Source organism: Paraburkholderia sp. J12, from assembly GCF_905220215.1.
GTDB lineage: Bacteria > Pseudomonadota > Gammaproteobacteria > Burkholderiales > Burkholderiaceae > Paraburkholderia.
Genome location: NZ_CAJMZC010000014.1, coordinates 15,128 through 35,022, shown reverse-complemented (window position 1 = coordinate 35,022; position 19,895 = coordinate 15,128). Strand labels below are relative to the sequence as shown.

At 67.9% G+C, this 19,895-nt stretch carries 21 protein-coding genes; 15 read left to right on the top strand and 6 right to left on the bottom strand.

Features of this window, described 5'->3' with window-relative positions; translation table 11 throughout:
• Window positions 1-369 precede the first annotated feature (369 nt).
• The 15 genes from U5760_RS25175 to waaA all read left to right on the top strand — a co-directional run bounded on the left by U5760_RS25175 (window position 370) and on the right by waaA (window position 15,460).
• A complete protein-coding gene (locus U5760_RS25175; protein ID WP_322015031.1) occupies window positions 370-540 on the top strand; it encodes a Flp family type IVb pilin in 171 nt (56 codons plus the stop codon).
• Window positions 541-668: 128 nt separating this feature from the next.
• Window positions 669-1,229 carry a prepilin peptidase gene (locus U5760_RS25170; protein WP_322015030.1) on the top strand — a complete coding sequence of 187 codons (561 nt, stop codon included), beginning with the start codon at window positions 669-671 and terminating at the stop codon, window positions 1,227-1,229.
• A gap of 48 nt (window positions 1,230-1,277) precedes the next feature.
• Complete coding sequence (gene cpaB, locus U5760_RS25165; protein WP_322015029.1) at window positions 1,278-2,114, top strand: Flp pilus assembly protein CpaB; 837 nt, start codon at window positions 1,278-1,280, stop codon at window positions 2,112-2,114.
• A gap of 102 nt (window positions 2,115-2,216) precedes the next feature.
• A complete protein-coding gene (locus tag U5760_RS25160) occupies window positions 2,217-4,085 on the top strand; it encodes a type II and III secretion system protein family protein (RefSeq protein WP_415914177.1) in 1,869 nt (622 codons plus the stop codon).
• Window positions 4,086-4,105: 20 nt separating this feature from the next.
• The gene (locus tag U5760_RS25155; RefSeq protein ID WP_322015027.1) at window positions 4,106-4,417 is read left to right on the top strand and encodes a hypothetical protein; all 312 of its coding nucleotides are present in this window, start codon (window positions 4,106-4,108) and stop codon (window positions 4,415-4,417) included.
• 20 nt (window positions 4,418-4,437) lie between these two features.
• Window positions 4,438-5,706, top strand: coding sequence for an AAA family ATPase (locus U5760_RS25150; protein ID WP_322015026.1), 1,269 nt, complete (start codon window positions 4,438-4,440; stop codon window positions 5,704-5,706).
• Window positions 5,693-7,066 (top strand): CpaF family protein, encoded by a 1,374-nt coding sequence (locus U5760_RS25145; RefSeq protein WP_322015025.1) that lies wholly within the window; start codon window positions 5,693-5,695, stop codon window positions 7,064-7,066. The genes U5760_RS25150 and U5760_RS25145 overlap by 14 nt, the downstream gene beginning before the upstream one ends.
• Window positions 7,067-7,084: 18 nt before the next feature.
• Entirely contained in the window at window positions 7,085-8,062 is a 978-nt protein-coding gene (locus U5760_RS25140) for a type II secretion system F family protein (RefSeq protein WP_322015024.1), read from the top strand.
• Window positions 8,063-8,098: 36 nt separating this feature from the next.
• Window positions 8,099-9,079, top strand: a complete 981-nt coding sequence (locus tag U5760_RS25135; protein WP_322015023.1) for a type II secretion system F family protein — start codon at window positions 8,099-8,101, stop codon at window positions 9,077-9,079.
• Between the two features lie 38 nt (window positions 9,080-9,117).
• Window positions 9,118-9,645 (top strand): TadE/TadG family type IV pilus assembly protein, encoded by a 528-nt coding sequence (locus tag U5760_RS25130; RefSeq protein ID WP_322015022.1) that lies wholly within the window; start codon window positions 9,118-9,120, stop codon window positions 9,643-9,645.
• A gap of 44 nt (window positions 9,646-9,689) precedes the next feature.
• The gene (locus U5760_RS25125) at window positions 9,690-10,202 is read left to right on the top strand and encodes a TadE/TadG family type IV pilus assembly protein (protein ID WP_322015021.1); all 513 of its coding nucleotides are present in this window, start codon (window positions 9,690-9,692) and stop codon (window positions 10,200-10,202) included.
• A gap of 85 nt (window positions 10,203-10,287) precedes the next feature.
• Window positions 10,288-11,718, top strand: coding sequence for a pilus assembly protein TadG-related protein (locus tag U5760_RS25120; RefSeq protein WP_322015020.1), 1,431 nt, complete (start codon window positions 10,288-10,290; stop codon window positions 11,716-11,718).
• 228 nt (window positions 11,719-11,946) lie between these two features.
• A complete protein-coding gene (gene waaC / locus U5760_RS25115; RefSeq protein WP_322015019.1) occupies window positions 11,947-12,948 on the top strand; it encodes a lipopolysaccharide heptosyltransferase I in 1,002 nt (333 codons plus the stop codon).
• Between the two features lie 195 nt (window positions 12,949-13,143).
• The gene (locus U5760_RS25110; RefSeq protein WP_322015018.1) at window positions 13,144-14,028 is read left to right on the top strand and encodes a Kdo hydroxylase family protein; all 885 of its coding nucleotides are present in this window, start codon (window positions 13,144-13,146) and stop codon (window positions 14,026-14,028) included.
• Between the two features lie 58 nt (window positions 14,029-14,086).
• Window positions 14,087-15,460 carry a lipid IV(A) 3-deoxy-D-manno-octulosonic acid transferase gene (gene waaA / locus U5760_RS25105; RefSeq protein ID WP_322015017.1) on the top strand — a complete coding sequence of 458 codons (1,374 nt, stop codon included), beginning with the start codon at window positions 14,087-14,089 and terminating at the stop codon, window positions 15,458-15,460.
• A 54-nt stretch (window positions 15,461-15,514) separates the two neighbouring features.
• Here waaA and ureG read toward each other — a convergent pair whose 3' ends face one another.
• Genes ureG through ureA form a run of 6 tightly spaced genes read right to left on the bottom strand, consistent with a single transcriptional unit; the run spans window position 15,515 to window position 19,893 of the window.
• Window positions 15,515-16,150 (bottom strand): urease accessory protein UreG, encoded by a 636-nt coding sequence (gene ureG / locus U5760_RS25100; RefSeq protein ID WP_322015016.1) that lies wholly within the window; start codon window positions 16,148-16,150, stop codon window positions 15,515-15,517.
• A gap of 15 nt (window positions 16,151-16,165) precedes the next feature.
• Window positions 16,166-16,846: an urease accessory protein UreF gene (locus U5760_RS25095; protein WP_322015159.1), complete on the bottom strand. Its 681-nt coding sequence runs from the start codon at window positions 16,844-16,846 to the stop codon at window positions 16,166-16,168.
• A complete protein-coding gene (gene ureE / locus U5760_RS25090) occupies window positions 16,833-17,459 on the bottom strand; it encodes an urease accessory protein UreE (RefSeq protein ID WP_322015015.1) in 627 nt (208 codons plus the stop codon). The genes U5760_RS25095 and ureE overlap by 14 nt, the downstream gene beginning before the upstream one ends.
• Window positions 17,460-17,510: 51 nt before the next feature.
• Window positions 17,511-19,217 (bottom strand): urease subunit alpha, encoded by a 1,707-nt coding sequence (ureC, locus tag U5760_RS25085; RefSeq protein ID WP_322015014.1) that lies wholly within the window; start codon window positions 19,215-19,217, stop codon window positions 17,511-17,513.
• Between the two features lie 48 nt (window positions 19,218-19,265).
• The gene (locus tag U5760_RS25080) at window positions 19,266-19,571 is read right to left on the bottom strand and encodes an urease subunit beta (RefSeq protein ID WP_322015013.1); all 306 of its coding nucleotides are present in this window, start codon (window positions 19,569-19,571) and stop codon (window positions 19,266-19,268) included.
• Between the two features lie 19 nt (window positions 19,572-19,590).
• Complete coding sequence (gene ureA / locus U5760_RS25075) at window positions 19,591-19,893, bottom strand: urease subunit gamma (protein ID WP_017773123.1); 303 nt, start codon at window positions 19,891-19,893, stop codon at window positions 19,591-19,593.
• Window positions 19,894-19,895 lie beyond the last annotated feature (2 nt).

The following is a 19,895-nucleotide window of genomic DNA, read 5'->3' as shown; positions in this document are numbered from 1 at the left end:
CCGCAGTCGAACGCCGTGCGCGATCGGTGCTGCCGTTTTTGTTCTTCGGCACACCGCATCACGCAAGGCGGAACGATGTCGATGTCGTGTTGTATCCGGCGAATCGAAATGTCTGTTGTTGCCTCGATTCGCAGGGCGTAGCGGGCGTTCTGTCAGTACAGGAAAGAAGAGATCCGTTTGCGGTGTTGCGTGTTTTCCTCAAGCGGCGGCGATGTGAAAGGATGCGTGCACAACCGAACACACAATCCATTTCGCATCACCTAAAACGTAATCGCCTGGCAGGACTTATTGAAGTATCCGTAGTTCGGATCCCTGAACATTGGGCTGTTTGGGGTAATCAGGTAGTCAATCTTCCAAAAGGGGTTAGTCATGACTCAATTCATTGCCGGCGCCAAGCGCTTCCTGAAGGACGATGGTGGTGTGACCGCGATCGAATATGGCCTTATTGCAGCGCTGATCGCGCTGGCCATCATCGCAGGTGTGACCACCATCGGCTCGAACCTCAGCAAGGTGTTTTCGGACCTCGCAGCGAGCACGTGACGCGAGCGCCGGGCGGCCACCGTGCGGTTCGCCCGGCACTTCGCATGATGCGGTTATCCGCACGCATTCGTTTCATCCGTATTTCAGGCCATTCCGGATCACGCAACCCGACCTTACCGAGACCCACCATGCACCTCGCGCCGCTTCCCCCGCATCCCGTTCCGCTGTGCGTGATCGCATGGGTGCTGGTCGCCGCAAGCACGGATCTCGTCGCCCGCCGCATTCCGAACTGGCTCGTCGGATCGGGCCTCGTCGGCGCGCTGGCGATCCAGATCTGGCTGCACGGTGTCGCGGCGGGCGGCTTTGCCTGGCTGGCCGGTGCGGCTACGGGCTTCGCCGCGTTTCTGCCGTTCTATCTGCTGCGCGGCATGGCAGCCGGCGACGTCAAGCTCATGGCCATGGTCGGCGCGTGGCTGGGCGTCAATGCGGCATGGCACATCGTCCTCGCGACGTTCGTGCTGGGCGGCGTAGGCGCCGTGCTGATCGTCGTGTGCCGGGGCCGGCTCGGGCAGTTGCTGCGCAACGTGCGGGCGCTGCTGCCCGGCGTGCTGCGCAGGCTGCCGCTGGCATCGGCTATGCCGCTGTCGATAACGAAGATCGACGCGCCCGGCCCATCGGTCGGTGCGCTGCCCTACGGCGTCGCCATCGCGGCGGGGACGCTAGGAGTGCTGTTTGCCATGGCCGGCTGAGCAGGCCGTGCCGGATCGAAAGAACGTCGTGCGTTCGAGGAGGGGATCATGAATAACAGTCGTGCAGTGGTCATGTTCGTCGTCGCGCTGCTGGCCGGGCTCGCGGCCGTGGTGTTCGCCTCTCACTGGCTGATGCAGACGTCGTCGGACGCAGTGACTACCGTGGCGGTCGCCACTGACGACATCGGCCTCGGCCAGCCCATTACGGGGACCATGGTCCGCACCGTCAGTTGGCCAAAGGACAGCGTGCCGCCCGGCACCTTCACGGACCTGAAGGCGCTGGAAGGACGCGTGGTGCGCACGAGCCTCGCGCGCGGCGAGCCGGTGCTCGAAGCCAAGCTCGCGCCGGTGGGCACCAAGGGCGGTCTCTCGGCGATGATCGACGAAGGCCACCGCGCCATCACCGTGCGCGTGAACGACGTGGTGGGCGTGGCGGGCTTCGCGCTGCCGGGCAACTACGTCGACGTGATCGTCAATACCCAGTCGCCGGAAAGCAAGAACAGCAACGCCAACGGACAGAGTATTTCGAAGATCGTGCTCGAGCGCATTCTCGTGCTCGCCGTCGCGCAAGAAGTGAGCCGCGACGAGACCCAGCCGAAGGTCGTGAACGCGGTGACGCTCGAAGTCACGCCCGAGCAGGCGGAGAAGCTCGATCTCGCGCGCAGCGTGGGCAACCTGTCGCTCGTGCTGCGCAACCAGATCGACAAGGACAAGCTCTCGACGGACGGCGCGACCAAGCTGACGCTGCTCGGCGCTCCCGACCTGCCGGTTTCCGCGCCGGCTGCCGCCAGGCCGGTGGTTCGCGTCAAATACGCGCGCGCCGAGGTCAAGCACGAGTGCGTCGGTGTGCTGTCGGGGGTCACAGGTAGTCAGGAGTGCTTCTGAGCGTATCAAGAACGAATTCTCGAAGGCAGCGCCCGGGCAGAACGACCCGCACGGACGCACATAACCGAATTCCAGCTGCATCGAGCCACGGGGTATAACGATATGAAATCCAGTCAGAGGGTGTTGCGAGGGGGCGCCCGCACGGCGGCGCACCCGGCGCGGTCGGCACGGTGGGTCTGTGCCGCCATGACGTGCGTGGGGCTCCTCGCCGTTTCCCAGGCGATGGCCGAGGAAGCCGCACAGAGCGCTGCCGCTGCGCGTGCCGCCACCATGCCGATGGCGGGTGGCCCGATGCAGATGACGATCAGCATGGCGCCCGCGCCGGCTTCCGGGGCCGCCGCGCATGCGCCGGCCGGACCGCTGCACGGGCCCAACTGCGTGGGCGCCGTGCGCGGCGAACGCAGCATCGTCGTGCCGCTCGGCAAGTCGATTCTCGTGCCCATCGACGAGCCGGTGCGCAACCGCACGCTCGGCGACCCGAGCGTGGCCCAGGCGACCATGGTTTCGCCGCAAACCCTCTACGTGCTCGGCGAATCCGTGGGCACGACCAACATGATCATCCAGGGCCGCAGCGGCGCCTGCGAGGTGATCGACGTCGTCGTCAATGCGGATGCGGGCGGGCTGCAGGCGTCGCTTGCCCAACTGCTGCCCGACGAGCACGACATCCGCGTTTCGACCGCCGCCGACAATCTCGTGCTGATGGGCCACGTGTCGAGCGCACAGGCCGCGCAGCAAGCGGCGCAGATCGCGACGGTCTACAGCGTGGCGCACGGCCAGAGCGGCAATGGCACGAAGGGCGGCGTGCTCAACATGCTCACGGTCGATTCGCCGGAACAGGTGATGCTCGAAGTGAAGGTGGCCGAGGTGGACAAGACGCTCATCGACCAGCTGGGCGCGGCCGTGAACATCCAGGGCGGCTTCGGCTCGTGGTCCGGCGCGCTCGTGAGCAACCTGCTCGCGGGGGTGTCGAGTGCGATCGGCATCAGCAAGGCGAACAACAAGCCGTTCCAGCTTTCCGTCGACGCACAGAAGACCGACAACCTCGTCAAAATCCTGGCCGAACCGAATCTCGTCACGATCAGCGGCCAGGAGGCCACCTTCCTCGCGGGCGGCGAAGTGTTCATTCCCGTGCCGCAGAGCAGCGCGGGCACGGGCGCCACGGCCATCGTGCTGCAGGAAGAGGAGTATGGCGTCGGGCTCAAGTTCACGCCCACGGTGCTCGGCAACGGGCGCATCAACCTGAAGGTCTCGCCGGAGGTGTCGGAACTCTCGCCCACGGGGGTGACGATCAGCGCGGCCAACGTGAGCGGCACCTCGATCCTGCCGCTCATCACGACGCGGCGCGCCTCGACCACGGTGCAGATGCGCGACGGCGAGTCGTTCGCGATCGGCGGCCTCATCAGCAACAACGTGACCGGCTCGCTCAAGGCGCTGCCCGGTATCGGCGAATTGCCGGTGCTCGGCGCGCTCTTTCGCAGCACCTCGTTCCAGCAGGACCGCTCCGAGCTCGTTTTCGTCGTGACGCCGCATCTCGTGCATCCGGTGCAGACGGCCCAGTACCGCCTGCCGACAGACAGCTTCACGCAGCCGAACGAAGCGGATGTGTACGCAACGGGCGACATGGAAGGGCGTGCCGCCGCCGCGGCGTTCGCGAACAAGGGCAGCGGCGCGGCGCCCATGCCGCCGGCGGCGCCGGCCATGCCGGGACAACCCGCGCAGCCCGGCGAGCCCATGCCACCGGCCCAGCCCGCGGGGCAGCCGGTTAGCGGCCCGGCCACGCCTGCTGTGCCCGCGGCGCCCGGCACGCCGGTCTCGCTGCGCAATGGCAGTGCCCAGGAGCCGGACCGCGAGGCCGCGCCCGACGCCACGGCGCAGAGCGACGCCGCCCACGTGAAGTACCTGGCGCGCGTCGATCTGACCAACAAGCAAGTCGTGACGGCCGTCGCCCAGGCCGCCGCCACGGATCACTGATGCGAGCCGAGGGGACCGACATGAAACTCGAGACTATCGTTGTGGCCCGCCGCGCGGCGCTGCTCGTCGCCGCCTGCGCGGCACTCGGCGGCTGCATGACCAGCACGCCGATCTGGGACGCGCACTTCGGCGAAGCCGCGCGCACCTCGGCGCAGGTGCAGATCATCGATCCGCACGCCGGCGAGAACGCGCCGTCGCCGCAGGGCATCGACGGCAATTCGGCGGTGTCCGCCATGGATCTCTACGACAAGTCGTTCAAGGAGCCGGTGGTGTCGACGAACCCCTACGCGATCGGGGTGAGCAGCGGCACGAGCGGCGCAACAGGGCAGTAAGGACCGGCGGGGCAACCATCATGATCGATATCCTCACCCTTTCGAATGACCCGGAGCGGCTCGACCAGGTCGGACGCCTGATCGCCGCGTGCGGCAACTACCGGACCACGCGCGCGGCCGGCAGCCCGGCGCTTCTGCTCGATCGCGGCGACATGCTCGGCGCGTTCGACGTGCTGATCGTCGACGTGCCGTCGCCGGGCAGCACCGAGCTCGCCACGATTGCGGAGCTGTGCCGCCGCCATCGACGCCTCACCTGCGTGCTCGTGACGGCGGATACGAGCTCGGCCATGGTGATCGCCGCGATGCGCGCAGGCGTGCGCGACGTGCTGAACTGGCCGCTCGATACGGAGGGCCTCGGCGACGCGCTGCGTCGCGCGGCGGGCCAGCGCCCGGCCGACGCGTCGCGCAGGACGCCGATTGCCGCTTTCATGTCGAGCCGCGGGGGCGTGGGCACGAGCTTCATCGCCGCGAACGTCGCGCACGGCATGGCGCAGATCGAGAAAAAGCGCGTGCTGCTCGTCGACCTGAACCAGCAGTTCGCCGACGCGGCGTTCCTCATCAGTTCGTCGTCGGCGCCTTCGACGCTCGACCAGATGAGCGCGCAGATCGACCGCATGGATGCGGCGTTCTTCGAGGCGAGCGTGATTCACGCGGCCGAGAACTTCGACATCCTCGCAGGCGCCGGCGACCCGGTGAAGGCTGCCGAAATTCGCGCCGACCGGCTCGAATGGATACTCGGCGTGGCGACGCCGCGCTACGACTTCGTCGTGGTCGACATCGGCCAGACGATCAACCAGCTTTCCATGCTCGCGCTCGATCGCAGCGATCACATTCACGTCGTGCTGCACGCGACCATGCCGCATCTGCACGCGGGGCGGCGCCTGCTCGAGATTCTCGGCTCGCTCGGCTACGGCAACGAGCGCATTCGCCTCGTGCTGAACCGCTACGCGAAGGAGGGCGCGCGGGCTCGCGAGGCGATCGAGCGCACGCTCGGGCACGCGCCGTTTCACGTCGTGCCGGAAGATCCGCGCGCCGCGAGCGAGGCCGTGAATCACGGTTTGCCGGTCTCGGAGGCGGCGCGCAAGAGCGCCGTGGCGCGCAGCCTGCGCGGCCTTGCGGCGAAGCTCGCAAGCGGTGCGGCGGGCGGCGACGAGAAGAGCGGAAAGCGCGAGTCGCTCCTGAGGCGTCTGGTCGGACGCCGTGCCGCTGCTTCGCACGGCAGCGGTCATCAATCTGCCGGCAACGAACCCGCTGTACTGAGAGGGGAGCAGCATCATGTCGCTTCGTGACCAGATTGCAGGAAACCGCTTGCAGCTCGTGGGCGAGCGCGATGAAGGCGCCGCCGCGGCGCTGGCGGTGCGCACGAAGTCGGAGGCGTATCAGCGGCTCAAGCGCGAGACGCACCTCACGGTGCTCGACCGCGTGGAACTGGAGCGGCTCGTGCGCATGCCTGAAGAACAGATCCGCAGCGAGATTGGCCTCTTGATCGCGCGCATTCTCGACGAGCGCAAGGAACCTGCGAACGATCTCGAACGTCGCCAGCTCACCGTCGACGTGTACGACGAGATGTTTGGCTTCGGCCCGCTCGAAGTGCTGCTGCGCGACCCCACCGTGTCGGACATTCTCGTGAACACGTCGAAGCAGACCTACGTGGAGCGGCGCGGGCGGCTCGAGCTCACCGACATCACGTTCTACGACGACGCGCACCTCATGAAGGTGATCGAGAAGATCGTCTCGCGCGTGGGCCGCCGCATCGACGAATCGAGCCCGATGGTGGACGCGCGCCTGCCCGACGGCTCGCGCGTGAACGCGATCATTCCGCCTTCGGCGGTGGACGGCCCGCTCGTCTCGATCCGCCGCTTCGCCGTCAATCCGCTCCAGGTGCCGGACCTCATCTCGCTGCAAACGCTCACGCCGCCGATGGCCGAAGTGCTCGACGGGCTGGCGCGCGCCAAGGTGAATATCCTGATTTCGGGCGGCACGGGCAGCGGCAAGACCACCCTGCTCAATGTGCTCTCGGGCTTCATTCCCAACGACGAGCGCATCGTGACGATCGAAGATGCCGCCGAACTGCAACTGCGCCAGCAGCACGTGCTGCGGCTCGAAACGCGTCCGCCCAACATCGAAGGGCGCGGCGAGATCACGCAGCGCTCGCTTGTGCGCAACGCGCTGCGCATGCGGCCCGATCGCATCATCCTCGGCGAAGTGCGCGGCGCCGAAGCGCTCGACATGCTCAACGCGATGAACACGGGCCACGAAGGGTCGCTTGCCACGATCCACGCGAATACGCCGCGCGATGCGCTCACGCGGCTCGAAAACATGATCAGCCTCGCGGGCCTCGCGCTGCCGCCCAAAACGATGCGCCAGCAGATCGCCTCGGCGATCACGGTGGTCGTTCAGGCCGCGCGTCTCACGGACGGGCGCCGCAAGATCATGAGCATTTCGGAGATCACGGGCCTCGAAGGCGACGTGGTCAACATGCAGGAGATCTTCACGTTCCGCCGCACGGGCATTGATTCGACGGGCGCGGTGCGCGGCTACTTCTGCGCGACCGGCGTGCGGCCGAAGTTTTCGGAGCGGCTGGAGGCGTTCGGCGTCACGCTGCCGGAGAACATCTACGATCCGGCGCGCCGCTTCGAGACGAACTGAGACTGAGCGGAGACACGCATGAGCCCGATCTTCTACGCTGCCGTCGTCCTCGTGTTCGTCGCCGTGGTGCTGGCGATCGAGGGCGCGTGGATGTTCTGGAACAGCCGCCACGGGGCGGCTGCGCGCCGCCTCGAGTCGCGCATCCAGGCGGTGTCGGCGGCGAGCGGCATTCCGCGCGAAACGCTGTCGATCCTCAAGTCGCGCGCTAATGGCAACGCATCGTCGCTGGGCCGCGGCCTCGCGAACCTGTCGTTCTTCCAGGCCATCGAGCGCCAGTTGCGCCAGGCCGGCCTGCGCTGGTCGGTCGCGCGCCTCTTCGGCCTGTGCGTGGCGCTGCCGCCGCTCGTGCTGCTGGCGGGCTACCTGCTGCCGGTGCCCTTCGGCTATGTGAGTGCGGCGGCGGCGCTCGCCGCGCTCTTGCCCGTGCTTTATCTGCGACGCCGCCGCGCGCACCGGCTCTACCAGTTCGAGCGGCAGCTGCCGGACGCGTGCGACATGCTCGCGCGTTCGCTGCGCGCGGGCCACGCCTTCGCGGCGGCGATCCAGATGGTGGGCGACGAGTTTGCCGAGCCGATGGGCGGCGAGTTCCGCGCGACCTTCGACGAGATCAACTACGGTGTGCCGGTCAACGACGCGCTCGCCAACCTCGCGCAGCGCGTGCCGGTGCACGATCTGCGCTACTTCGTGATCGCGGTGCTGATCCAGCGCGAGACCGGCGGCAACCTGGCCGAACTGTTCGACGGCATCACGGCGCTCGTGCGCGAGCGCTTCAAGCTGTTCGACAAGGTGCGGGTGCTCTCGGCCGAGGGCAAGCTTTCGGCGTGGATCCTGATCCTGCTGCCGTTCGTGACCGCCGGGCTGATGTCGGTGCTCAATCCCGGCTTTCTCGACGTGCTGTGGCAGGACGATGCGGGCGTGCATGTCGTGCAGGCCGCGGGGCTCCTGATGGTGATCGGCGTGTTCTGGATCCGGCGCACGATCGCGATCCGGGTCTAGCCGCGCGAAGAGAAGAGAAACAAACGGGGAAAAACGATGGCACTCCTCAATACGACCTCGATGCTGGTGCTGGGCGGCGTGTTCGCGCTGGTATTCGCACTCGCGTTCGGGCTCATGCACCTGCTCTCGCCGCGCGACATGCGCCACCGGATCGAGCAGCCGGCGGGCCCGCGCCTCGAACCACGCTTCGAGCCGCGTTTTGGCGACACCGGCGGCCGCGACGACAGCGTCTGGTTCGAGAAGCTCGTCGAGTTGTCCAAACCCATCTCGCGGCTGTCCGTGCCGAAGGAAGGCTGGGAAGTCTCGGCGCTGCGCGTGCGGCTCATGAACGCGGGCTGGCGCCAGCCGGGCGCGGTAGCCGTGTACTTCGCCGCGAAAACCTCGCTCGCGCTCGCGCTGCCGCTGCTGGCCGCCGTCTGGCTGATCGGCAGTCCGGTGACGGGCAGCACGGTCGGCTTCACGGCGCTGCTGATTTCGCTGGGCGGCGCGGGCTATTACCTGCCGAACCTGGTCGTCGGGCGCTGTGTGGCGAAGCGCCAGCGCACGATCTTCGAAGACTTCCCCGATGCCATCGACCTCATGACCGTGTGTGTCGAAGCAGGCCTCGGGCTCGACGCCGCGCTCATGAAGGTCGCCGAGGAAGTGCGGCTGCGCAGCCCGGCGGTGGCCGACGAACTGGAACTGCTGCTGCTGGAGATCCGCTCCGGCTTCTCCAAGGAAAAGGCGCTGCGCAACTTCTCGCTGCGCACCGGCGTGGAAGACATCGACTCGTTCAGCACGATGCTGATCCAGGCCGAACGCTTCGGCACGAGCATCGGCTCGTCGCTGCGCGTGCTCTCCGACACGCTGCGCGTGCGCCGGCGCATGCGAGCGGAGGAGCAAGCCGCGAAGATCGCTCTGAAGCTGCTGTTTCCGCTGATGTTCTGCATCTTTCCCGCGCTGATGGTCGTGCTGATGGGCCCGGCGTTCATCCACGTCTATCGCGTGCTGCTGCCGGCCATGGCGGGCGGCCAGTGAGCGGCCAGTAAGCGACCAGTGAGCGGCGAGGAGACGATATGAACAGGACAAAACGCTTGCGTCGATCGCGTGCAAGAGGCGCCGCGGCAGTGGAGATGGCGTTCGTGCTGCCGCTCCTCGTGCTGGTGGTGCTCGGCATCGTGTACTTCGGCTGGCTCTTCAACAACTATGTGGTGATGGTGCAGTCGGCTGCGGCCGGGGCGCATACGCTCGCGACCGAACGCGGTTTCTCCACTCCGTGCAGCGACGCGCAGACCGCGATCCAGCAGGTCGGCACCCAGGCCGCCACGGGCACGCCGCTCAGCGGCGCGCTGTCCGGCTCGGTGCTGTGCGGTAAGGCCTCGGGGCTCATCGCCGCGATCTTCACCGTGGGCGACACGACCTGCACGTCGGACAGCGCCTGCGTGACGGCGCTCGGGTCGAGCACGGCCACGCCCGCGGCCGGCACGATGGCGACGGTCACGCTCACTTACACGTTCGGCGTGCCGTTCACGGATACGTCGTACGCCAACAGCAGCTTCCTCGCGAGGAAGCTGACCGTCTCGATGTCGGAGCTCGTGCAATGAGCGCGCGCAGGGCGCAGCGCGTCGTGGCGAAGAGGAGTCGTGTCATGGAACGAGGCCGGTCGGGCGCCGCGCGAGCGCGGCGCAAGCAGCGGGGCGCGGCGGTCGTGGAGTTCGCCGTCATTGCGCCGTTCATCGTCATGCTCGTGATCGGCGTGGCGCAGTTCGGCTGGTATCTCGCGAACTACGCGGTGGTGGCGAGCGCCGCCTCCACCGGCGCGCGCTACTTCGCGGCGCAGCGCGGCGTGAGCCAGCCGTACTCGCTCACGCAGTCCACCGTCTCGGCGACGATGGCCACGCTCAGCGTCGTGACGGGCAACGTGGTCGTGACGAGCTTCGTGAACGATACGCAGTGCGCGAGCATGGCGATCGGCGCGTCGGGCGCGAGCACGGGCGACAGCACCTGCGCCACCGCGCTTTCGGCGGCCCAGGGTGGCTCGTCCACCGTCACCGTGACCTACAGCTTCGCGCCGTTCCTGAAGAGCTTCGCATTCGGGCTCGCGAGCGGCGCCTCGTCGATGATCACCGCGTCGGTGAGCGTCAACGCGCGCGTGGAGTGACGGCGGCGGATCCACGGAGCTCACACAGAAATAACAGCGGGCACCCAACGGGCACCCAATGAGCACCCACCAGGGAGGAGAAATCATGAGACGGAACCAGCGGCGAACGCGCCTTGCCCGTCAGCGCGGGGCAGTGGCGATACTCGTGGCAATCTCGACGCTCATGCTGCTCGGCTTTGTCGCGCTCGGCACCGACATCGGCTACGTGGTGTATAGCCAGCGCCGTCTGCAGGCGGCCACCGACGCCGCCGCGCTGGCCGGCGCCGTGGACCTGTGGACGCAGAGCTGGAGCACCGCGAAAACCGACGCCCAGTCCTATGCCGCCGGCCAGAGCGGCGCGACCGGCAACGGCCTGCCCGGCAGCGTGACGGTGACGACCACGACCATCACGGGCCAGCAGCTTTCGAGCTCGTCCTCGCCGCTGCCCTATGCGAAGGCGGCCTCGGGCTACAACGGCATCCAGGTGCAGCAGCAGGCCAGCGTGCCGCTCTTCTTCGCGCAGGTGTTCGGCGTGAAGACCGTGCCGATCTCGGCCACCTCGAAGGCGGCGGCGGGCGGCGGCTCGCAGCCGGCGCCGTACAACGTGATGATCATTCTCGACACGACGGCCTCGATGAACACCACCGACAGCAACTGCAAGATCAACGGCGTCACGCAAACGCGCCTCGCGTGTGCGGAAGCGGGCGCACAGTCGCTGCTGCAGGGGCTGACCAACGCCGGCGACAACGTCGGGCTGATGGTTTTTCCGCCGCTCTCGTCCACCTATAACTTCTCGTGCTCGAAGAAGTCGCCCGGCATTGCCGGCAGCTACTCGGCGTCGGGCCTCAGCTACCAGATCTCGCCGCTGTCCACGGGCTTTCTCAGTACGAGCGGCACCTCGGGCAGCAGTTCGACCACGCTCAACACGAGTTCGTCCACCGTGCAGGCGCTCGGCGGCGGCAGTTGCAGCGGCATGAGCGCGCCGGGCGGCCTCGGCACGTTCTACGGCGATGCGCTGTACGCCGCGCAGGCGGCGCTGCTGACCCTCTCGAACACGCAGAGCCCGCCTGGGCAGAACGCCATCATCCTGCTGAGCGACGGCGATGCGTCGTCTTCGTCGAAGCAGCTCGGCAGCGGCAGTCTGCTTGCGCCCGGCAGCAGCGGCAGCAAGGTGACGGCCAGTTCGATCGTCGGCAGCGAATGCGCCGACGCCGTCACCGTCGCCAATTCGATCAAATCGAGCGTGCAGTCGCCCAACACCACCGCCACGCTGATCTACACGATCGCCTATATCGGCGGCGAGTCGGGCGCGAACACCACGCAGCCGTGCAGCGACGCCTCCAGCAACGCGAAGGGGCTCGACGCGACCACGCCGTGGTCGCCGTGCGGCACCATGCAGTCGATCTCCTCGGGCTCGGGCTACTTCTACTCCGACACCTGCTCGAACGCCGGCGGCACGTCCAGCCTCGGCACCATCTTCACGCAGATCACCTACAGCCTCACGAAGCCGCGCCTGATTCCGCTCGGCGCGACCTGAGCCGCGTTGGTGGTTCGGAGGGTTCCGGGGGTTCCGATGGTTCGGATGGTTCGGATGGTTCGGATGGTTCGGATGGTTCGGATGGCTCCGGTAGCCCCGGTGGCCCCGGCGGGCGCGTTGCCTGCGGGGCCGGCCGCGGGCTGCGACTTTTCCTCGCCCGGCCCCGCGCCGCGTTAAAATCACGAACCTTTAACGCATCTTTGGGCGCAGATCGCCGCCAATCCTCTTTTGAGCGTACAAAAAATCCTCATCGTGCGCGTATCGTCGCTGGGCGACGTCGTCCACAACATGCCCGCGATCGCCGATATCCGCCGGCGGCATCCCGACGCGCAGATCGACTGGCTCGTCGAGGAAAGCTTCCAGTCGCTCGTCGAGCTCGTGCACGGCGTGCGCCGCGCGATTCCGTTTTCGCTGCGCCGCTGGCGCAAGCGGCTCTTTTCCGCGGCCAACTGGCGCGAAATTTCGGCATTCCGCCACGCGCTCGCCGCCGAGAAGTACGACCTCGTGATCGACTGCCAGGGGCTCATCAAGACCGCCTGGGTGGCGAGCTGGGCCCGCGGCCCGCTCGTGGGCCTCGGCAACCGCACGGACGGCGCGGGCTACGAGTGGCCGGTGCGCTTCTTCTACGACCGGGCGATCCGCATCGAGCCGCGCACCCACGTGGTCGAGCGCACCCGGCAACTGGTGGCGGCGGCGCTGAACGAGCCGCCGCCCCGGCCCACCGACGACATCGAATTCGGCCTCGACACCGTGCGCGCCGGCCAGGCGCTGGCCGCCCTCGGCCTGAACCTGCCGGTGCCCTATGTGGTCTTCGTGCACGCGACCTCGCGCGCCGACAAGCAATGGCCCGATGCCCACTGGATCGAACTGGGCCAGGCGCTGGTGCGGCGCGGCGCCTCGCTCGTGCTGCCCTGGGGCAGCGACGCCGAGCGGGCCACGAGCGAGCGCCTCGCGCGCGAGTTCGGCGAGGCGGCCATCGTGCCGCCGCGGCTTTCGCTGCCCGCCGTGGTGGGCCTGATCGACGGCGCGGCGGCGACCGTGGGCGTCGATACCGGCCTCGTCCACATTGCCGCGGCGCTGAAGCGGCCGACCGTCGAGTTGTACAATTTCGCGACCGCGTGGCGCACGGGCGGCTACTGGTCGCCGAACGTCGTCAATCTCGGCACCGCGGGCCAGCCGCCCACGCTCGCGCAGGTCAAGACCGCGCTGGCGGGCTTCGGGCTGCTTTAGCGCGCCCGGCACGCGACCCGGTGTCGCGGGCAGGGCCGGCCGCTGCGCTGTGGCAGATCGAGGCCGGCCCAGGCAGACCCAGGCAGATCGACACGGCTCAAGACAGATCAAGGCGGCAGGTCAGACAGGCAGGTATAAGGGTTGCCGGCAATGCCATGCGCAACGCAACCCGATCCATCGCTTCCAGGGGCGACCATGAACGAATCCCAGATCATCGAAATCACTTCCGCCGACTGGCACGGCCAGCAGCTTTCGCAGCCGCGCGAAACGCTGCTCGACGCCGTCGAGCAGGGCAAGGTGCTGTACTTCCCGAACCTGGCCTTCCCGGTGGAAGGCGGCGAGCGCGCGCTGCTCGACCCGGCCATTGCCGACCCCAAGCGCAAGAACATCAGCCTCGATCCGAACGGCGGCGCGCTGCACGGCGTGCTGGGCGACACCGTCACGCAGTCGGCGGTGCGCGCGCTCATCGCGCGCTACCAGAGCTGCGCGCGCACGCTCGTCGACGGCCTGTTTCCCGAGTACGACGGCAAGCTGCGCGTCGCGCCCACGAGTCTGCGCCTGCACCAGGTGGAAACGCGCCAGACTTCGTGGCGCAAGGACGATTCGCGCCTGCACGTGGACGCCTTCCCCTCGCGCCCCAACTACGGCGAGCGCATCCTGCGCGTCTTCACGAACGTGAACCCGAACGGCGTGCCGCGCGTGTGGCGCGTGGGCGAGCCCTTCGAGGACATGGCGCGGCGCTTTCTCCCCAACATCAAGCCGCAGATGCCGGGCTCGGCCTGGCTGCAGCATCTGTTGCACATCACGAAGTCGCCGCGCAGCGAGTACGACCATCTGATGCTCAATCTGCACGACGGCATGAAGGCCGACCTCGACTACCAGAAGACGAGTCCGCAGGAGACCATCGGTTTTCCGCCGGGCAGCGTGTGGGTGTGTTTCTCCGATCACACCTCGCATGCGGTGATGTCCGGCCAGTTCATGATGGAGCAGACCTTCTTCCTGCCGCTCAAGGACATGGTGCATCCGGACTGGGCGCCGCTCGGCATACTCGAACGCCTCAAGGGCAAGGAACTGGTTTGAGCGCGTTCGCTTTCGTGCGACTTTTCGTGCGCCGCCGCGCGTTGCCCGCGGAGGCCCGATGCTGAGGGCCATTTATCGTGCGGCCTGGTGGCTCGTCGCGCCGCTCGCGGTGCTGCGCCTTTTCATCCGTTCGCGGCGCGAGCGCGGTTATCGCGAGCATATCGGCGAGCGCTTCGGTCGCTCGGCCGGGCGCCTGCCCGAGGACGACACGCCGCTCATCTGGGTGCATGCGGTGTCGGTGGGCGAGACGCGCGCGGCGCAGCCGCTCGTCGACGCATTGCTCGCCGCGCGCCCCGACGCCCGCGTGCTGCTCACCCACATGACGCCCGGCGGGCGCGCTGCCGGCGAGCAGCTCTTCGGCAATCGCGTGCTGCGCTGCTATCTGCCCTACGACACGCCGTCTGCCGTGCGGCGTTTCCTGCGCGCGTGGCGCCCGTCGCTCGGCCTCGTGATGGAGACCGAAGTGTGGCCCACGCTCATCGACGAGTGCCGGCGCGCCGACGTGCCGCTCGTGCTGACCAATGCGCGCATGTCGGCGCGTTCGTACAAGCGCGCTGCGAAGTTCGGCGATGCGGTCAAGGAAGTGTTCGGCGGCTTCACGCGCGTGCTCGCGCAAAGTCCGGCCGATGCGGGGCGGCTCACCGAGCTGGGCGCGCGCAACGTGGCGGTGCTCGGCAACCTCAAGTTCGACATGGCGAGCCCGCCTGCGCTGGTTGCGCGCGGGCGCGAGTGGCGCCGCGCGTTCGGCGCGCGGCCCGTGTGGGTGGCGGCCAGCACGCGCGAGGGCGAAGAAGAGTTGGTGCTGCAGGCGTTCGCGGCGCTCGGTATCCCGGATGCGCTGCTGATTCTCGTGCCGCGCCATCCGCAGCGCTTCGACGAGGTTGCCGCGCTTGTCGAGCGCAGGAACCTGAAGCTCGTGCGCCGCTCGCAATGGGCCGACAGTGCCGCTGCATCGGCTGCATCGGCTGCATCGGCCGCTTCGGCGCATGCGGGGCCGCGCGCGCTGGCGCCGGACGTGAACGTGCTGCTGGGCGACTCGATGGGGGAGATGGGCGCGTATTACGCGGCCGCCGACCTGGCGTTCATCGGCGGCAGCCTGCTGCCGCTGGGCGGCCAGAACCTGATCGAGGCGTGCGCCGTGGGCGTGCCGGTGCTGATCGGTCCGCACGTGTTCAACTTCACCCAGGCGACGGCCGATGCCGTCGCGGCCGGCGCTGCGCTGCAGGTCCAGGATCCGGTGGAGCTCGCGCGCGCCCTGCGCGAACTCTTCGAGGACAAGCCGCGCCGCGTGGCGATGGGTGCGGCCGCGGCCGCATTCGCGGCGCGCCATCGCGGTGCCACGGAGCGCACGGTGGATGTGCTCATGACGCTGTTGCCGGAGCCTGGCGCATCGGCTGCGTCGTCGCCTTCGTCGGCTTCGCTCGACCTCTGAATGCGAAGGGCGCGGATCGTCCGCGCCCTTGTTCTTTCATTCCGCTCAGCCGGTTCAGTTCGCTGCGAGCAACCCCTTCTTCTCGATGAACGCGATCACCTGATCGAGGCCGTCGAGCGCTTTCAGGTTGCACATCACGAAGGGGCGCTCGCCGCGCATCTTCTTCGCATCGGAAGCCATCACGTCGAGGTTCGCGCCCACGAGCGGGGCGAGATCGGTCTTGTTGATGACGAGCAGATCCGATTTCGTGATGCCGGGGCCGCCCTTGCGCGGAATCTTCTCGCCGCCCGCCACATCGATCACGTAGATCGTGAGGTCCGACAGCTCGGGGCTGAAGGTGGCCGCGAGGTTGTCGCCGCCCGATTCGATGAAGACGATATCCGCATCGGGAAAGCGCGTGAGCATCTGGTCCACGGCTTCGAGATTGATCGAAGCGTCTTCGCGGATCGCCGTGTGCGGGCAGCCGCCCGTCTCCACGCCCATGATGCGCTCGGCGGGCAGCGCGCCCGCCACGGTCAGGAGGCGCTGGTCTTCCTTGGTGTAGATGTCGTTGGTGATGGCGACGAGGTCGTAGCGCTCGCGCATCGCCTTGCAGAGCATTTCGAGCAGCGTGGTCTTGCCGGAGCCCACCGGGCCGCCTACGCCGACGCGCAGCGGCGGCAGTTTCTTCGTGCGCTTGGTGTTGTTCATGATTCTCGTGAAGTGCTAGGAGCGGAATAGCCGCGAGTATTGCGATTCGTGACGCGCCGAAAGGATGCCGAGCTGCGGCGCGAAGGTGTTGAGTGCATCGGGCGGCGTGGCGAGCGCGCGTGCAACGGCCGCTTCGATCACGGGCCGCAAGGCGACGATGATGCGTTGCCCCGCTACCTGGCCGAGCGGCACGGCTTTGAGCGCCGCCGCGGTCTGGTTCTCGACCCAGCTGAACGCATAGGCCGCGAGCGCTGCGTCGGGCGCGGCGCCGTGCGCCCAGGCGGCGAGGGCGTAAGCGCTCGGCTGCGCGACGGGCGTCATGCGTTCGAGCGTGGCGCGGCGCGCGGCGTCGCCCCATTCGAGCTGGGTGCAGAGCTGCCGCAGCGACCAGCCCATCTGCGCCGTCTCGCGGCGCAATTCCTCCGACTCGCGGCTCGCGATGAACTCCGCATTCGCCGCGATGAGTGCCTCGGCGTCATGCGTGCGCCAGCGTTCGAGCTGATGCGCGACAAACGGCAGTTCGCCCGGCGCCAGCACGTTCGCGAGGCCGCTTTCGATCCAGCGCGCGGCGTCGTCGGCGTTTTCGATCAGGTGGGCGTCGATGGCCGCCTCGAGCCCCTGCGAGTAGCTGAACGCGCCGATCGGCAGCGCCGGCGACGCGAGGTGCAGCAGCGCGGTCAGCTCAGCGATGCGCATGGCCGTGAGGGTCGTGGCCGTGATCGTGTCCGCAATCGGGGCCGTGGACGTGGTCGTGGTCGTGCGTATGATCGTGGCCGTGCGCATGATCGTGTGCATGGCCGTGGTGTTCGTCATACACGCGCTGGGCCAAAGCGTAGTCGTCGGCGAAGGTTTCGTCGTGGCCGTGACGATGCCCGCCGCCATACGCGCCGGCTTCCGGCTGAAACGGCAGCGTCGCGCGCTCGACCTGCGCGCCGAGGCGCCTGAGCATGTCTTCGAGGACGGGGTCCGCTTCGAGCTTCAGTTCGTCGGCGCCGACTTCGACAGGCGTATGGCGGTTGCCGAGGTGGTATGCGGCGCGCGTGAGCGTGAGCCGGTCGGGCGCGCGCACGAGCAGCACGCTTTCGGCGGCGGCGATCACGCGCACGAGGCCGCCGTCGTCGGCGACCAGCATGTCGCCGTCGCGCAGCACCGTGCCGCGCGGCAGCACCACGCCCACTTCTTCGCCTGTGTCGAGCGTGGCGGCGAGGCGGCTCTTGCAGCGCGCGTCGTAGGGGAGCGTGAGCGTGGGGGCGCGCTTCACCAGTACCGGTGCAAGCTTCGCGTTGAGGCGTTTGTCGATCGTGCGCATATCGGTTCCTGCCGGCCCGCGACCGCTGTGCGGCGCGGCGGCAGTTTCATTCTAGAAGAGGAAATAACGCTGTGCCATCGGCAGCACCGTGGCGGGTTCGCACGTGAGCAACTGGCCGTCCGCCACCACCTGGTAGGTCTCGGGATCGACGCTGATCGCCGGTTGCCACGCGTTGTGGATCATGTCGGCCTTGGTCACGTTGCGGCAGCCGCGCACGGCCACGACGCGCTTTTGCAGGCCGTAGCGCCCGGCCACGCCATGATCGAGCGCGAGCTGCGAGACGAAGGTGAGCGACGTCTGTCCGAGAGCCCGTCCGCGCGTGGCGAACATCTCGCGGTAGTGCACCGGCTGCGGCGTGGGGATCGACGCATTCGGGTCGCCCATCTGGGCGAGCGCGATCATGCCGCCCTTGAGAATGAGCGAGGGCTTGATGCCGAAGAACGCGGGTTCCCAGAACACGAGATCGGCCCACTTGCCGGGTTCGACCGAGCCCACTTCGTGCGAGATGCCGTGCGTGATGGCGGGGTTGATCGTGTACTTGGCGACATAGCGCTTCACGCGGAAGTTGTCGTTGCGCGCGCTGTCGCCGGGCAGCGTGCCGCGCTGCACCTTCATTTTGTGCGCGGTCTGCCAGGTGCGGATGATGACTTCGCCCACGCGGCCCATTGCCTGGGAGTCCGATGAAAGCATCGACAGCGCGCCGAGATCGTGCAGGATGTCTTCGGCGGCGATGGTCTCGCGGCGGATGCGCGATTCGGCGAAGGCAATGTCTTCGGCAATCGAGGGGTCGAGGTGATGGCACACCATCAGCATGTCGAGGTGTTCGTCGAGCGTGTTGATGGTGTACGGGCGCGTGGGGTTGGTCGAGGAGGGCAGCACGTTCGGTTCGCCGCACACCTTGATGATGTCGGGGGCGTGGCCGCCGCCTGCGCCTTCGGTGTGGTACGTGTGGATCGTGCGGCCCTTGAAGGCGCCCACGGTCGCTTCCACGAAGCCCGATTCGTTGAGCGTGTCGGTGTGGATGGCGACCTGCGTGTCGGTGGCGTCGGCAACCGTCAGGCAGTTGTCGATGGCGGCCGGCGTCGAGCCCCAGTCCTCGTGCAGCTTGAGGCCGATCGCGCCGGCGGCGATCTGCTCCTCGGCGGGCTTCGGAAGGCTCACGTTGCCCTTGCCGAGGAAGCCGAGGTTGATCGGCCAGCCGTCCGCGGCCTGTAGCATGCGCTCCATGTGCCACGGGCCCGGCGTGCAGGTGGTGGCGTTGGTGCCGGTGGCGGGGCCGGTGCCGCCGCCTAGCATCGTGGTCACGCCCGAGGCGAGCGCCTCGTCGATCTGCTGCGGGCTGATGAAGTGAATGTGCGTATCGATGCCGCCCGCCGTCACGATCTGCCCTTCGCCCGCGATCACTTCGGTCGAGGCGCCGATGGGAATCGTCACGGCCGGCTGCACGTCGGGGTTGCCCGCCTTGCCGATGCGCCAGACGCGCCCGTCCTTGATGCCGATGTCCGCCTTCACGATGCCCCAGTGATCGACGATCACGGCGTTCGTCACGACCGTATCGGCCACCTCCGCCGCGAGGCGCTGCGACTGGCCCATGCCGTCGCGGATCACCTTGCCGCCGCCGAACTTCACTTCGTCGCCGTAGACGGTGTAGTCGCGCTCGACCTCGATGACGAGTTCGGTGTCGGCGAGGCGCACGCGGTCGCCGGTGGTGGGGCCGAACATCTCCGCATAGGCGCGGCGGCCGATTTTCAATGTCATATCAGGATTCCTGATGAATTCGTCGCCTGGGGCTCGAGCGCCGCGCGCTCAGAGCGGCCCCATGACCTTGCCGTTGAAGCCGTAGACGGCGCGATCGCCTGCCAGCGCCACCAGCTCGACGGTGCGCTCCTGGCCCGGCTCGAAGCGAACGGCGGTGCCCGCCGCGATGTTCAGGCGAAAGCCGCGCGCGGCCTCGCGCTCGAACGAGAGCGCGTCGTTGACTTCGTAGAAGTGGAAGTGCGAGCCGATCTGCACCGGCCGGTCACCCGTATTCGCCACCGTGACGGTGACGGTCTCGCGGCCGGCGTTCAGTTCGATCTCGCCGTCGTCGATCAGCATTTCGCCTGGGATCATGGCTGCCTCGCTTGCTCACTCACGGAATCGGGTGGTGGACGGTGACGAGCTTCGTGCCGTCCGGAAACGTCGCTTCCACCTGAATGTCGGGGATCATCTCCGGCACGCCCTCCATCACGTCGTCGCGCGTGAGCAGCGTCGTGCCGTAGTGCATGACCTCGGCCACCGTCTTGCCGTCGCGGGCGGCCTCCATGAGCGCGGCGCTGATGAACGCCACGGCCTCCGGATAGTTGAGCTTGAGACCGCGTGCACGGCGCCGTTCGGCGAGCAGCGCGGCGGTGAAGATGAGGAGCTTGTCTTTCTCGCGTGGCGTGAGCTTCATCG